At 65.5% G+C, this 14,028-nt stretch carries 12 protein-coding genes; 3 read left to right on the top strand and 9 right to left on the bottom strand.

All coding sequences use genetic code 11. From position 1 onward, the window contains the following. Window positions 1–78 precede the first annotated feature (78 nt). On the bottom strand, window positions 79–879 hold the full coding sequence (locus ACTXG5_RS17750) for a ketosteroid isomerase family protein (RefSeq protein ID WP_445160036.1): 801 nt from the start codon (window positions 877–879) through the stop codon (window positions 79–81). Then, complete coding sequence (pncA, locus tag ACTXG5_RS17745) at window positions 879–1,439, bottom strand: pyrazinamidase PncA (RefSeq protein WP_445160035.1); 561 nt, start codon at window positions 1,437–1,439, stop codon at window positions 879–881. Before pncA ends, ACTXG5_RS17750 begins: the two co-directional genes overlap by 1 nt. Window positions 1,440–1,516: 77 nt before the next feature. Between pncA and ACTXG5_RS17740 the strand changes: the two genes are divergently transcribed. Then, on the top strand, window positions 1,517–2,527 hold the full coding sequence (locus ACTXG5_RS17740; protein ID WP_445160034.1) for a DoxX family membrane protein: 1,011 nt from the start codon (window positions 1,517–1,519) through the stop codon (window positions 2,525–2,527). On the opposite strand, the gene ACTXG5_RS17735 is transcribed toward ACTXG5_RS17740, so the two are convergent. The 3 genes from ACTXG5_RS17735 to ACTXG5_RS17725 are packed head-to-tail and all read right to left on the bottom strand — an operon-like array spanning window position 2,496 to window position 6,588. After that, complete coding sequence (locus ACTXG5_RS17735) at window positions 2,496–3,050, bottom strand: gluconokinase (protein WP_445160033.1); 555 nt, start codon at window positions 3,048–3,050, stop codon at window positions 2,496–2,498. The two genes, ACTXG5_RS17740 and ACTXG5_RS17735, sit on opposite strands and share 32 nt — an antisense overlap. Then, complete coding sequence (locus tag ACTXG5_RS17730) at window positions 3,020–5,023, bottom strand: DUF7064 domain-containing protein (protein WP_445160032.1); 2,004 nt, start codon at window positions 5,021–5,023, stop codon at window positions 3,020–3,022. The genes ACTXG5_RS17735 and ACTXG5_RS17730 overlap by 31 nt, the downstream gene beginning before the upstream one ends. Before the next feature lie 59 nt (window positions 5,024–5,082). After that, on the bottom strand, window positions 5,083–6,588 hold the full coding sequence (locus ACTXG5_RS17725; RefSeq protein WP_445160031.1) for a carboxylesterase/lipase family protein: 1,506 nt from the start codon (window positions 6,586–6,588) through the stop codon (window positions 5,083–5,085). A 78-nt stretch (window positions 6,589–6,666) separates the two neighbouring features. Here ACTXG5_RS17725 and ACTXG5_RS17720 point away from each other — a divergent pair, with 78 nt between their 5' ends. Next, entirely contained in the window at window positions 6,667–7,356 is a 690-nt protein-coding gene (locus tag ACTXG5_RS17720) for a hypothetical protein (protein WP_445160030.1), read from the top strand. Window positions 7,357–7,374: 18 nt separating this feature from the next. Here ACTXG5_RS17720 and ACTXG5_RS17715 read toward each other — a convergent pair whose 3' ends face one another. Further along, entirely contained in the window at window positions 7,375–8,337 is a 963-nt protein-coding gene (locus ACTXG5_RS17715; RefSeq protein ID WP_445160029.1) for an SDR family NAD(P)-dependent oxidoreductase, read from the bottom strand. A gap of 2 nt (window positions 8,338–8,339) precedes the next feature. Further along, window positions 8,340–9,551 carry a cytochrome P450 gene (locus tag ACTXG5_RS17710; RefSeq protein WP_445160028.1) on the bottom strand — a complete coding sequence of 404 codons (1,212 nt, stop codon included), beginning with the start codon at window positions 9,549–9,551 and terminating at the stop codon, window positions 8,340–8,342. A gap of 93 nt (window positions 9,552–9,644) precedes the next feature. On the opposite strand from ACTXG5_RS17710, the gene ACTXG5_RS17705 reads away from it, so the two are divergent. Continuing rightward, the gene (locus ACTXG5_RS17705) at window positions 9,645–10,274 is read left to right on the top strand and encodes a TetR/AcrR family transcriptional regulator (protein ID WP_445160027.1); all 630 of its coding nucleotides are present in this window, start codon (window positions 9,645–9,647) and stop codon (window positions 10,272–10,274) included. 3 nt (window positions 10,275–10,277) lie between these two features. Here the strand turns inward: ACTXG5_RS17705 and ACTXG5_RS17700 are convergent, their stop codons facing one another. Together ACTXG5_RS17700 and ACTXG5_RS17695 are read right to left on the bottom strand one after the other, a co-directional pair. Beyond that, the gene (locus tag ACTXG5_RS17700; RefSeq protein WP_445160026.1) at window positions 10,278–11,360 is read right to left on the bottom strand and encodes an NAD(P)H-dependent amine dehydrogenase family protein; all 1,083 of its coding nucleotides are present in this window, start codon (window positions 11,358–11,360) and stop codon (window positions 10,278–10,280) included. A gap of 7 nt (window positions 11,361–11,367) precedes the next feature. Then, complete coding sequence (locus tag ACTXG5_RS17695) at window positions 11,368–14,013, bottom strand: sugar epimerase family protein (RefSeq protein ID WP_445160025.1); 2,646 nt, start codon at window positions 14,011–14,013, stop codon at window positions 11,368–11,370. Between the last annotated feature and the right edge of the window lie 15 nt (window positions 14,014–14,028).

The raw sequence follows: 14,028 nt of genomic DNA, 5'->3' as shown, positions 1-14,028 counted from the left end.
GCCGGGCCGGCGGCAGTGACCTGCAAGCTCAGCTTTAGCCGCGGGCGGTGCTGGTAGAGACCGGATCGGGGCGCGCGGTCAGGCAGGAAAATAACGGATCTGGTTGATCGCTTTGCCTCGCCAGGCCACGTCGGCGAACATGATGCCGCGCCCGTGACTTGAATTGAGTGAGAGGGTGACCGTGGATCCCGCACCATTCATCTTGGTCCAGTTCGCTCCGTTGAGCTCTTCCGCGAGTTCGGCGATGTCGAGCGGGTCTTTGTCACCTAAAGTGATTGCGGCAGAATGTGATAACGCGCGCTCGGCGACGGACGTATCGCCGCGCGAAACGGCACCGAGGAAGGTCTGCACGAGCCTCTTGTGCCGCACACCCGCCCGGCGAAAGCCGGTCATGAAGCCCGCGGTTCCCGGCAGCCCTTGATTGCCGAGCAGGTCTCGCGACAGTTGCAGGGCAGGCGACACCGCTCGCGATCCGGTTCGCAGGAACTGCAGCATCATCGCGGGCAGCTCCCAGTATGCCCGCAGATGAGCAATCTGCCACTCCCCGTTCGCTTCTCGAAGGTCATAGCGCAGGAACGCCGGAATGTACATCGTGACGGCCGAACCCATCGTCACCTCGAGCTCGAGGTCGCGGAGCACGACGGTCCCGAAGACGATGTCGAGATCGCGATGGAATTTGATGTCGCGCGGACCGATGAAGGTGTCGTAGAAGTTCCCGATCTGTACCCGGCCCACGTGCGGTCGTGCGCCCACCGGGTCTTCGATTTGGCCGTCGCCGGTAAAGAGGCCTACCCAAGCTTGCTTGTCATGCGCGACCGCCGCCTGCGGCGACCGCTCCACCGCGGCCAGCAGTGACTCGCGATCCAGTGGCACCACCATCAGACGGCCTCAACCAATTCGACACCGGCACTTCGCATCTGGGCCAAGGCTTCGGCGGCCGAACTCGGCGCCACAGCCGCCGTGAGGTCAACCAATACCCTGGTGGTCAAGCCGTTTCGTGCCGCGTCCTCGGCCGTTCGCCGGACGCACTGGTCGGTGGCAATGCCGACGATGTCGACCTCGTCGACACCCCGCTGTTGCAACCACTCGAGCAGCGGCGTCCCGTTCTCGTCGGCGCCCTCGAAGCCGCTGTACGCCGCGGCGTAGGCACCCTTGCGAAATACCGCCTCGATCGGACTGGTGTCGAGGTCGGGGCGAAAATCGGCTCCGGGGCTTCCGGCGATGCAGTGCGGCGGCCAGGAAGAGGAGTAGTCGGGGTGGCCGGAGAAATGATCACCCGGTTCGATGTGGAAGTCCTTGGTGGCCACGACGTGTTGGTAGCCGGGGTCGCCGGCCAGATAGTCGTTGATCGCGCCGGCCACCGCGGCGCCGCCGGTGACAGCCAGCGAGCCACCCGCGCAAAAGTCGTTTTGCACGTCGACGATGATCAACGCTCGCACGCGCTCCACCATATCCCCGTCAACTGCGGCGATGGACCGGCGGTTTGTTTGCCGAATCGCCGGGTAACCCACCTGCCATGTTGATCCGCAGAATCGCACGGCCACTGTTGTCAGTTGCGTTTATCGGCCAAGGCGTCGAGTCCCTACTTAATCCCAAGTCAGCTGCGGAAGCCGCAGCGCCCGCGGTGGACGGTCTGCAGGCGTTGCCGGATTCGGTGGCCCGCAGCCTGCCGAACGACCCCCAGACGTTCGCGCAGGTAACCGCGGCTGTTCAGATCGGGGGTGGTTTGCTGCTCGCGACGGGCAAATTGCCCCGCGTCGCGTCCGCCGTACTGGCGGTCACCGTGCTGCCGGCCAATTTCGGAACGTACTCGTTCTGGAACGAAACCGACCCGGAGCGCAAAGCCGAGCTGCGCCGCGGGTTCCTGAAGGATTTGAGCCTGGTGGGCGGATTGATGATCGCCTCCGCCGATACCGCGGGCAAGCCGTCGCTGGGATGGCGCGGCCGCCGGGCAGCCGAGCGTCTTTCGGAGCGGGTGTCCTCCGCCCTACCGGGATCCGACGACACCGACTTCGGTGAGTTCGGCGAAAGGATCGCGCACGGATTGCAGGTCGGCGCCGAACGGGGCCGCGAACTGGCCAACACGGCGGCCGAACGAAGCGCACCCTACGCGGAAGCCGCCCTCGACCGCGGGCGCGAATGGGCCAACACCGCAGCCGAACGAAGCGCACCGTACGCCGAGGTAGCCCTGGACCGCGGCCGCGATTGGGCCAACACCGCGGCCGAACGAGGCGCGCCGTTGGCCAAGAAGGCACGCAAGCGCGGCGAGAAGCTGGCCAACGAGGTGGCCGAAAGGGCCGAAAAAGCCCGCGAACGCAGCGAGAAGCTCGCGGACGAGGCGGCCCAGAAGGCCGGACCACTGGCGAAAAAGGCCCGCAAGCGCGGCGAAAAGCTGGCCAGCACCGCCCGAGCTCGCGGGGAGGAATTGGCTGAAACCGCCCGCACGCACGGGAGCGAATTGGCCGACACCGCGCGAGAGCGAGTCGGAGGGCAGGTCAAGACTCGTCGTCGCAGGCTCCCCTGGTAATCAGGAAGGTGTCGATGATGGCATCGACATCGTGACCGATATCGACGGTGACACCGGTCTCGTCGGCGCCCAGCGATTCCAACGCATCGAATTGTGACCGCAGCAGCGCGGCCGGCATGAAATGGTCCGATCTGGCGGCCAGCCGAGCACGGATCATCTCCGGTGAGCCGCGCAGGTGTAAGAACTCAATGCGCGGACAGTGCGTGCGTAGCTCGTCACGGTATTTGCGTTTGAGCGCCGAACAACTCACCACACCGCCGTCACTGTGGCCGGCCAGCCACTCCCCGACTCTTTCCAGCCACGGATAGCGATCATCGTCATTGAGCGGTTGGCCGGCGCTCATCTTGGCGACGTTGGCCGGTGGATGCAAACTGTCGGCGTCCACGAAGGGCACTCGCAACCGTTGCGCCAGTGCGGAACCCACCGTCGACTTGCCCGACCCGGAGACACCCATCACCACGATGGGTGGCGCCGCGCCGTCCGGCACCGCGGTTATGCCTGTTGCGGGAGGTTGCGGTTCCATTCCATCCAGCCGACGCCGTTGCGGCCGTCCGCGGTGTCGATGCTGACCCAGGCGCGTGCGAACTCGCTTACTCGTCCGTCGGGGGCAATCAGCCGTACCGGTGCGTGGCCATGGATATCCACGTCACCGGTGATCTCACCGGGATCGAGGCTCAGGGTCATCTTGAGCGGTAAACCGTTGGCGCCGAACGCTCGCGGGTTAGTCACGGTGTGGAGTTCGGTGACGTTTCGGTCGGGATCCTGGATATAGCCGATACCCACCGCGGGAACATTCGGAATGTCGATGTCCAACCCGTGCAGGTGCGTGCCGTCGTTGAGGTGCAACGCGCTCCACATCCAGTCCATGCTCCACCAGTCCCGCACACCCCACGAGTGGTCACGTTGTCCCGGAACGGAATCCAGGCGGTAGCCGGTGTCGTCGACGGTGACGGTTCCCGTTACCGTGCACGGAATTTCGTAACGCGTCGTCACCCGGTACTTGTACGGGGCGCCGTCGGTGGCCCACACCAAATTCATCGTCACGTCGACTGGAGTTCCCGGCTCTCCGCGCAATAGGGCCGACGGGTCCGAATAGGACTGACCCTGCGCGCGAACGTCGACGCGATAGGTCTGCAGCGGCGCGCTGGCGCAGTGGCCGATGTCGAAGGCGTCGGTGCGCAACGCCCACGGGTCCGCGGGCAACGGCACTTCGTAATCGAGAACGGCCACGGTCGGCAGATTTGGTCCGCACAGCAGAACCTGAACCCACGCGACCTGCTGGTTGGCCACCAGACCGATACGGAACCAGCCGCCGAATCCCTGTGCGGGATCGACGAAGTCGGCATACCAGCTCTCACTCCAGAGCGGTTCGCTGGTCGGGACATGCGCGAGTTCGTCCTCGTCCGATGGCCGCAGCGGCTCCGGCGCGACCGCAATGGGCAGCGTCGCCAACGCGTCGGTATCGAGCACATGATCGCAGTGCCGCTGCAGCATCGTCATGAACATCCGGTCGCCACGCTCGGTGCGTTCCACCAGCATCGACGAGACGATCGCCATCGTCACGCCGAAAAAGCCTTGCCGGCGAACACCTTCGGCGACATCGGCGAGGGTGATGGGCGCGTCCGGGCCGAGGGCCTCGTGGTAGGCCCGTAGCAATGTGTCATAGTGCGCCCGACGATCATCGGTCGGTAGTGCGCAGCCGAGGAAGTAAGCAAGGTCGGTCAGTGCCGGTCCCCAGGAGACGGTCTGCCAATCGACCACCGTCAGCGCTCGATCGGCTCCGTCGACGCCGAACAACATGTTGTCCAGTCGATAGTCGCCATGGACCAGACCCTGCACCCCGTCCCGCTCCCCTTCGGCGACCAGGTAGGCGTCGAATGCGCCGACCAGCCGTTCGCACACCATGCGGTGCGCCGGCGCGATCTGGTCGCCGTAACGGTCGAGGAAGCCGGCGTAGAGGGCAGTGATCATCGCCTGGTTGAGCGGAGCCTCACGGTTGAGCCACGGCGCGTCGGCCAGCGATGTGTCGCCGAGCAGCGGGCCGTGCAGCCGCCCCAGCTCGACAACACCGAGTGTTGCCTGTTCGATTGTGGCACCGGCGATTTCGTCACCGACGACCGCCGGCCCCGCGTCGCCGAGCAGCAGGTCAAAAACCCCCGTCGAGGTGTCGACCGCGGCGTGATAACAGGGCGCTATCGGACCGCCCAGGCGGGGCGCGATATCGCCGTAAAAGCGAACTTCGCGCTCGTAGAGGCCCAGCGCCGACCCGGTTTGCCGACTCACCGGATCGCTGGCCGCAACCTTCAGCACCACCGACTCCGGCCTATCGGGTCCCGTGGTCCCCTCCGCGTAGCTGAGCCGGACGCGGTAGCACTCGCTCATTTGGCCGGTGCCGATGCGCTCCACGTCGAAGTCGGCGACGTCTCCGGCGCCGATCGCGGCGGTCAACCACGAAACTGTGAGATCACTGGGGCGTTCGACTGGCTGGGTCTCCATTGACGTCCTCTGCCGAATTTCTCGCTGACGGTTTCAGCGTGCCACGTCAGCGTGCCAGGTCACCTTGCCAATGAGAAGCCGGCCCACGCCGTCCTGCGATGCGGGTGCGGATCGAACTCGATACGCCACTTGCTGTCGAAGACCATGACGGCGCGGTCGTCGGCGGTGTACGCGGGCCAGTCGTCACCGGGCACCCCGCTGCGGCTGAACGCTCGCCAACGGCGTTGCACCTGGTTGCTGACCCGAAGCGCGGCGCGCTGGTCGGCCGCGGCAGTCAAAAACCCGCCGAGCCGGGTCCGATAGAAATCGAAGACGGCGAGCAGTTCGGTGGCGTGGGTGGCTCCTAAACCCGACCAGCGCAGCATCCGTGGTGCGTAGTCGTATCGGTACAGATAGGTGGGCGCGTGACTGCTGTGCGCCTCGGCGATCTGCCAGGCGGCCGAGCTGAAGGCGAAGTCACCGCCGAGCTGGATGCAGGCCGACGACGACGGATAACCCGGGTATGCGGCCGTAATACGTTCGCGCGCAGCCGGTTCCGCGTCGGCCAGCAATTCCTCGATCATCGATTCGTTGGTGGGCAGCATGCGCAGGAAGCGGGTGAACAACCGGCCTTCCTCGGCGTTGGTGCCCACGATCAGCGGGACACGATGCGCCCGACCACTCTGCATCGCCTCGACGGGATCTTCGGGCAGGCAGTCGTCGCCGATCACCGGGCCAATGGGGAAGGCGCCCAGCCTGTTCTCCATGCCCTGATCGATCAGCCGGTGTTGGGTTTCCACGAGTTGAGCCGACGTGGCCTGCATCAACGCGTTGGCGGCATCGCCGGGCCGCGCGCCCAGCAAGTCGGCGAACCGCGTGGCGAACTGGTCCGAAATCTCCTTCGACCGCACCAGGCCCGACGCCGGGCTTTCGGAGATCGCCTGGGCGAACAGGCCCTCGGCGGCCGGCACGGCCAACAACGTGGCGGTGATGCACGCACCCGCGCTCTCACCGAAGATGGTGACATTGTCCGGATCGCCACCGAATCCCGCGATGTTGTCGCGCACCCACTGCAACGCCTGCACCAGGTCCCGTAGATACAGGTTGCTGTCGATGGTGATGTCCGGGGTGGACAGCGACGAGAGGTCAAGACATCCCAGTGCGCCGAGGCGGTAGTTGACCGATACGTACACGCAACCGCGGCGAGCCAATGCGGCGCCGTCGTACAGCGGGGTCGCCGAACTGCCCAGGATGTATCCGCCACCGTGAACAAAGACCATGACCGGCAGTGGTTCGGTGGAAGCGGTTTCCGGCGTGACGACGTTGAGGGTGAGGCAGTCCTCGCTCATGGACTGGTATTTACCGAGAGCGAGCAACGTGTAGCGACGCTGCTGGGGAGCGCAGTCGGTGAAGCCGTGGCAATGACGCACACCCGACCAGGGCCGAGCCGGCTGCGGCGCCCGGAATCGCAGCCGCCCGACCGGCGGCCGCGCATAGGGGATGGATCGCCAGCGGTTGACGCCGCCGCGGGTAAAGCCCTCGACGGTGCCGCTGACGGTGCGTGCGCGGATAGTGCGCTCGTGCATACGCCGACGGTAGCCGACACTACGTATGTAGGGCGCGCGGAGCGCCTAAATCCGAAGTGTGACGGTTAGCCTGTCGGCATGCGAATGGCCGCGCTGGTCACACTTTCGATGCTGGTTGCCGGTTGCTCACACACCGGCGGAGGCCAGTCGCAGCAGACCCAGACAACCGGGAGTTCTGCGACGGCGAGCACAGTCTCGCCGGGGAGCAAACCACCGGGGCCGTCGGCCCCACCAGCGGCCGGCGCAGCGATCTCTGATGTCATCACGTGGATCGAGGCAGGTCATGGGGCTGATCCGGCCCGCTATCACGCCGTCACGCGCGACGGCGTCACCACGCAGCTGGGTAACGACATCGCCTTCACTTTGGCGGCCGGCTCCGCGGGCCGCCCCGTCACGTGCACGACGGATTCCCACCACACCGGCGGCATGCTGACCTGCCTGGTCGACCTGACCAATCCCCCACCTCGGCCGGAAACGGCCTACGGCGAGTGGAAAGGCGGATGGGTCGACTTCGACGGGACGAACCTGCGGGTCGGAGCGGCCCGGGCCGATCCGGGTCCGTTCGTCAACGGCAACGGGGCCGAGTTGGTGGGCGGGGACACGTTGTCCTATGACGACTACCGGTGTCGCGCCGACCAGGCCGGCCTGTTCTGTGTGAACTACGCCCACCAGTCCGCGGTGCGGTTCAGCAGCGCCGGAATCCAGCAGTTCGGCTGTTTGCGGTCGGTGCCGCCACCCGACGGCATCGGGATAGCGTTCGGCTGCTGACCTCGAGCCCAACGTGGCTCATGAAGACATGAGCGTCGCGAAGAGCTCGCTCATCTCGTCGGCGGGTCCACCGGGCACCGTGTATCCGGCTTCGTCGCGGATCTCGGCCAGGTGATCCCGCACCTCCTCGACGGACAGCTCGGGACTGTAGAAGCCCTTGGTGCGCCCGATGAAAAACCGGGAAACATGTCCTGCGCCAACGGTATAAATCTCTCCCGTAACCGGGCAATCGCGGTGGGTCAAAAAGGCCGCCACCGGCGCCACCAGCCCCGGGTCCAGCTTTTTCAGATACTGGTTGACAAGGTCGTCCATTACCGCCTGGGACCCCGCGTCCTCCGGTGGCCCGGCGCTGTCGATCGAGTGTGTCAGCATCCGGGTAAAGGCGATTGGGGCGACGGCGTTCACCTTGATGTTGTGGTCGGCGCCCTCGGCGGCCAGGACACGGGTGAAGCCGATCAGCCCGGTTTTGGCCGAGCCGTAATTGCTCATGCCGGGGGCGCCCAGGATTCCAGCCGCCGAGGTCGTATTGAGGATTCGCCCATATCTCTGCTCGCGCATCACTTTCCACGCCGGGCGGGTCACGTGGAAAGCACCCCTGAGATGCACGTCCAGCAGCGGTTCGAACCGCTCGGCGGTCATGTCCTCGAACGGCGCATCCCGCACGATGCCGGCGTTGTTGATCACGATGTCGACTCGTCCCCAGGTACTCAGGGCGGTGTCGATGATCGCCGCTCCCCCGTCCGGGGTGGTCACGCTGTGGCTGTCGGCGACGGATTCGCCACCGAGCTGCCGGATTTCGGCTGCTGCGGCCTCAGCCGCCGTGGTGTCAGAACCATCGCCGGTCACCGAACCGCCAATGTCGTTGACCACCACGCGCGCCCCGCGAGATGCCAGCAGTAGGGCGTACTCCTTGCCCAGGCCACCGCCCGCGCCGGTGATGACGGCGACCTGGTCGTCGAATCGCAGCTCACTAGTTGACATCGTCACCAGCTCACCGGAAGTTCTTTCATGCCGTAGATGTCTGCTTGTTTGAACTTCAGCTCCTCCGGCGAGACCGCCAATTTGAGCTCGGGCAGCCGTCGCGCCAGCGTGGCGAACGCGACCTGCATCTCGACGCGGGCAAGATTCTGCCCGATGCACTGGTGCGCACCGTAGCCAAACCCCAAGTGCCCACGGGTGTTCCGCTCGGCGTCGAAGCTCTCCGGATTCTCGACGAACTCTGCGTCCCAGTTTCCCGCCGGTATGTTCATCAAGACCATGTCGCCGGCACTGATCAATTGACCGCCCAGAACGAAGTCCTCGGTTGCCACCCGATCCACCTGGCTGTGCACGATACTGAGATAACGCATGAGCTCCTCGACGATGTTGTCGATGACGGCGTGGTCGTCGGTGCGGCCGAGGCGGTCATAGACGTCGGGATGCTCAAGCAGCGCAACCGTTCCCAGCGAGATCATGTTGGCGCTGGTTTCATGACCAGCCAGCATCATCACCACACCGTTCATCGCTGCCGTCTCGCGGGTGAGTTGACCGGTCGCGACATAGTCGACAACGAGGCGACTGATCAGGTCGTCGCTCGGATCATGCGCTCGGCGACCCACCAGCTCCTGGATATAGACATACATCTCCGCGAAAGCCTGCGCCCTCACCTCGTCGGTCGTGCTCGTCTCGAGCCCCAGCGTGGAGTTGCGCTGGAAGAGCTCCAGGTCTGCGGACGGCACGCCCAGCAGCAGCGCGATCACCAGCGACGGGATCGGCAGGGCAAAGTCCCGCACCAAGTCGGCGGGCGGTCCGTTGGCGATCATCGCGTCGATGAATCGGTCGACCATCTCCTGAATCCGCGGCCGCATCGCCTCACAACGCCGGAAGGTGAAGTCGCGCATCATCATCCGGCGCAGCCGATTGTGTTCGGGATCGTCGATCCGCGCGAACATCACCGGCACAGCGCTGTCCGAGCTCTCCGGCTTCAGGGAGGCGGGGATGGTATCGGCGGACAGGCGCGGGTCGAGCAGCGCCTCCCTGATGTCCTGGTAGCGGCTCACCACCCAGGCCGGCTGGCCGTGGTACAGCGCTCTGCGCAGCCCGGGCTCGTCGCGCCAACTGACGAACTCGGGCGGCGGATGGAGCGGACAGCGCGCGGCGCGCTGAACGGGTATGACGGGAAGGCCAGATTCGGACGTTTCGAAAGCGATTGACATTAGCCGCGTTTCCCCATAAGTGTCAGATGGCTGCCATTTGTACGAGCCTAGAACCTACCTGACTGGCAGTCAACTGTCAGTTACGCTGTAACAATGACAGCGGTTGAAGACCGGCAACAGTTGCGGGCGGACGCGGCCCGCAACGTCGAGCGGATTCTTCGCGCCGCACGGGATGTATACGGCGAGTTGGGACCCGATGCCCCCGTGGAGGCGGTCGCACGGCGTGCCGGAGTCGGCGAACGAACCCTCTACCGCCGCTTCCCCGCCAAGGCCGATCTGGTTCGGGCGGCGCTGGATCAGGGCATCGCCGAACAGCTCACGCCGGCGATCGCGAAAGCTCGACAGAACAAAGACGCGCTGCGCGGCCTCACCCAGTTGATCGAAGCAGCGATATCGCTCGGCTCGCATGAACAGAACCTCTTGATCGCCGCACAACGGGCCGGATCGCTGACCTCCGATATCTCCGACTCGCTCATTGAAGCGCTCACCGAGCTTGTCCGCCGGGGTCAGCAAGACGGCGCCATCCGCGCCGACCTGGTGGCCGAGGACCTTCTGCGTTTGATCGGCATGCTCTACAGCGTGCTGTCCACGATGGCGCCGGGCAGCGACGGCTGGCGACGCTACGTGGCCCTGATCCTCGATGCGATATCGACGAGGGAACGACGACCTCTGCCCCCGGCGGCCGCTTTCCAGGCACCTGAGCCGAACAACTGGCCGCTGTAAGCCCTACCCTTCGTTCCACATCAGGCCGCGCATCGTCGCGGGCAACGGAATGTCCTCCACCGCGATCAGTCCCTGGGGCGCGCGACATACCCAATCGATCGCATTGATCACCCGAGCCGCGGTCGAAATGCACGCTGCATCAGTGGTTTCGAAAACAGGATGGGAAACATGTGTGTCCATCTGCACCCGAGGTTCGCCCTCCACGATGACACGGTGCACGCCGATGTGGCCCTCGGGCGGATACTCCCAATCCGGCGCTGCGGCCGAGCTAAGCCTGGTGACGTGTTCGAGGGTGATCACCGGTTCACCGTCACGGACACCCTCGGTGGCGAACTTGACCCCGGCCATCTGGCCGGGCTGCACCGTCATCATTGTGCAGTCAATACGCTGTGGCGTGAACCAGCGTTCGATGCGCTGCCGCACTTCGTCGAGTTTGATGTCGAGATTGTCCGCCAGACTGCGCACCTGACCGCCCCACATCGAAACAACGACTTCCGGCTGGAACATCAGCGCCGGCTCGTCGTCCGCAGTCGTTCCGAAACCCATAGCGGCGCCAGTGAACTCGGCGTCGTCATAGTCTCCGTAGTCGAAAATTTCTTGCACGGTGATCGAAGAGACTCGGGTCGTTAGGCTGACCGCGGCATGCACCAAGGTATCGGCAGAGAAGCCTGGATCGATGCCGTTGACGTAGAGCGAGGCGTTGCCGGCTGCACAGGCGCGCTCCAGGGGCACCCGCAACCAGTCGTCGGCATGGTGCGGCGCGACCAGCCAGACCATCGACGTACCTACGACGTTGGTGCCCGCCGCGAGGAACTTGGCCATCTGTTCGATGGCTTCCTTCGGCCGCGTCTCCCCTAGAGCTGTGTAGACGACGCAATCGGCTCCGAGGCCGACCAGCGCGTCGACGTCGTCGGTGGCGATGACACCCGTCGGTTTGGTCAGCCCGCACAGCTGCGCCGCGTCCTGACCAATCTTCTCGGCGCTGGACGCATGCACCCCGACCAGTTCCAGATCTGGCCTACCGATGATCGCTCGCAACGAATGCCGGCCGACGTTTCCGGTGGAGAATTGGATGACTCTGCGCACGGTTACCTCATCCTTCCAGCGGTGCTGCATCTTTCGGGGCCAGCTCAAGCATGCAGATCTCGCCGGTAGTGCCGTCGACCTCGATGAGGGCGCCCGGCGGCAACGACTTGGTTGCCCCATGGACGTCGACCACACACGGGAAGCCGAATTCGCGGGCCACCACCGCGGCGTGTGACATCGGACCGCCGAGTTCTGTCACCACGGCCGCGGCGTAGCAGAAAGCGGCGGTGTACCCGACGTCGGTAACCTCCGCGACGAGAATCTCACCGGGTTGCAGATCATCGATCGTCTCGGGCCGCACGATGCGCACCCGGCCGCGCACCCGCCCCCCGCACACGCCGACTCCGCGCAAGGTGCCTCCGCTGGCAAGAACCGTCGACGACGTGGTGGACGGCTCCCAGGTCCCGCTGAACACCGTCGGCGGAGTCACGGCAGCCAGCCTGTGCTGTTCGGCTCGGCGCCGGGCTACCAGCCCGGCAACGTCTTCCGGTAGTGCGTCGAGTTCGTCGACCAGCAGGTAGAACACATCGTCGGTGGTGTGGAAGATTCCGGCGTCGACCAAGCGGCGCCCGTACTCACGCAGCAGACCACGCAGCACCCAGTTGGCCCGCACCACTTTGTCGCGACGAGCTTCGCGGTCGCGGAGTTGGCGCGCGGCCAGCAGCGCTACGGGCCTGGCCCGCAACGGAATCCGTGGATGCCGCGGTTGCGGCGGTTGAGGCGCACTCATCGCTCTGGCCACCATCCGGACCAGCAGTTCGGGGTCGTCGGCGTAGCTGGTTGACAGCATCTCCAGCTCCGCCGGGCCGCGATGCCCGATCAGCGCCAGCTCGGCCAGCACCGCGGCGTGAAATTCCGGCGCGTCGACGGCCAGCTTGTTAAGGCGCTCCCCCGGCTCGGTGAGCAGCCGAGCCACGTTCGGATCGCGCTGCGCCGCCACCACCAATCGATGCATGGCCTCGACCGATCGAGCGCTGACCAGTTCCGGCCCCGCCGGCGCGGAGGTGTCGCGCCCGCACAGGCCGCGCAGCAACACATTGAACGCAGCGCACAGCATGAACGACGCCGAGGCCAGCACCCAACCGTGCACAACATGGTCGCGGGCCAACACGATCAGGCTCAGAAGCCGGGGGTCGTCGAGTTGGGCCACATCGTCGGCCAGCCGTTCCAGCCGATCGACATCGGCAATGAAGTCGTGCGTATCGCGCGACGCACCGGAGCTCAGGCCTACCAGGTTGACGCCGAATACTCCGATATTGCGACCGTTGCGCAGTTGCCTTCGGGCCCGACTGATTTCGGCGGGACGTTGCTCACCGAAGATCGGCAGCGAGGCCATGCTTGGGCCGAAGAACCCGCTGTTGCTGACGATCATCGACGGCTTGGCAAACGGCACGGTTTCAGCCATGAAGTGCGCCGACGTGATCGCCCCATACAACCGATGGGCGAATACCGCGACTGTCCGCATCGCGATTTCGCGCTGGACCATTCCGCCCGGGCGCAACCGCTCGGCAATGGTAACGCCACCAGCGCGCAACCCCCGTACGGTCGCCGAAGCCGACGAGGGCGAAAACGGGCCCGGCAGCGCCTCGGACAAGTTGGTGGCCAGGAAGGTGGGAAAACGCGGGTCGATAGGAGTGTCGAACTCGCCGTTATCTTGCTCTGGGCCAGCCGGTCTGGGGAGCACACCGTCAGCTGCGGCCGCATCGACGGCAGGTAGGTCCCCAATGTTGGCTAGCCGCCACGGCAGCGACACAACCCGCTTACCCAGCGCGACGCGGCCGCGCACCGCCAATGCGAAGTCCTCGATACATTCGTCGCAACTCCACGCCGGCTGAAATTTCCACTGGTCGCGCAGCTGTGACGTATCCATCAGCGGGGCGCTTCGCACCAGCTCCAGCTCGGCGAACGCAGTCGGGCCTCGTCGCCCCAGAGCCGTAACCGCGCCACCCATCCGCACGACCGGGCGCCCGAGGCCGGCGGCGATCTGCCGAAACGTCTGCTCACCCGCAGCGGCGAGATTGACTGGACTGCTCGCAATTTCGGTACCCACGACGGCGCGGGTGAATAGCCGAAGCGCGTCATCGAGGTGGATGACTTGCATGCGGCGATCGGCAGACCCGTTAGGGAACGCCGGCAACGCCAGCAGCCGGCGCACCCAATTGTCGACGTTGCGACCGACGATGAGCGCGGAACGGACCGCGACCCATTCGGCTCCCGATGCCCCGAGCATGTCTTCGACGCGGGCCTGATGCAACCCGTCGGCCAACACCGGGGCCATCGCCTCGTGCTCGGCTTTCGCCGCTTCTGCGCGGCCATAGACATGTGCCGACGACGCGAAAACGATGCGCCTGGAACCGGTCTCGGCTATTGCTTCCAGAACATTGAGCGCGCCCCCGACGTTGACCTCATGCCCGATACGTTCGTCGGGCCCGGGGCTGTGTGCCCACGCGAAATGCGCGACGACGTCCGCGCCGGCGATACCGCGTCTGACGGCGCCGGCGTCCCGGATATCCGCCTCGATGAAATCGGCAGCACTCGACCAGCTTTCCGGTCGGTGCCGGGCGATCCCTACGACATCGTGACCCAGGCTGAGCAGTCGGGCAGTGAGACCGCGGCCGAGCACACCACTGGCCCCGGTGACCGCGACTCTCACTGACTGCCCCTGCTC

The organism is Mycobacterium sp. Dal123C01 (assembly GCF_052566995.1).
This window is presented reverse-complemented; position numbering and strand designations above follow the sequence as displayed.

Coding starts and splice junctions, on each gene's coding strand:
- ACTXG5_RS17715 (WP_445160029.1), bottom strand. CDS start 8,337: ATGTCAACTAGTGAGCTGCGATTCGACGACCAGGTCGCCGTCATCACC.
- ACTXG5_RS17730 (WP_445160032.1), bottom strand. CDS start 5,023: ATGGAGACCCAGCCAGTCGAACGCCCCAGTGATCTCACAGTTTCGTGG.
- ACTXG5_RS17735 (WP_445160033.1), bottom strand. CDS start 3,050: ATGGAACCGCAACCTCCCGCAACAGGCATAACCGCGGTGCCGGACGGC.
- ACTXG5_RS17725 (WP_445160031.1), bottom strand. CDS start 6,588: ATGCACGAGCGCACTATCCGCGCACGCACCGTCAGCGGCACCGTCGAG.
- ACTXG5_RS17740 (WP_445160034.1), top strand. CDS start 1,517: ATGTTGATCCGCAGAATCGCACGGCCACTGTTGTCAGTTGCGTTTATC.
- ACTXG5_RS17720 (WP_445160030.1), top strand. CDS start 6,667: ATGCGAATGGCCGCGCTGGTCACACTTTCGATGCTGGTTGCCGGTTGC.
- ACTXG5_RS17710 (WP_445160028.1), bottom strand. CDS start 9,551: ATGTCAATCGCTTTCGAAACGTCCGAATCTGGCCTTCCCGTCATACCC.
- ACTXG5_RS17705 (WP_445160027.1), top strand. CDS start 9,645: ATGACAGCGGTTGAAGACCGGCAACAGTTGCGGGCGGACGCGGCCCGC.
- ACTXG5_RS17750 (WP_445160036.1), bottom strand. CDS start 879: ATGGTGGTGCCACTGGATCGCGAGTCACTGCTGGCCGCGGTGGAGCGG.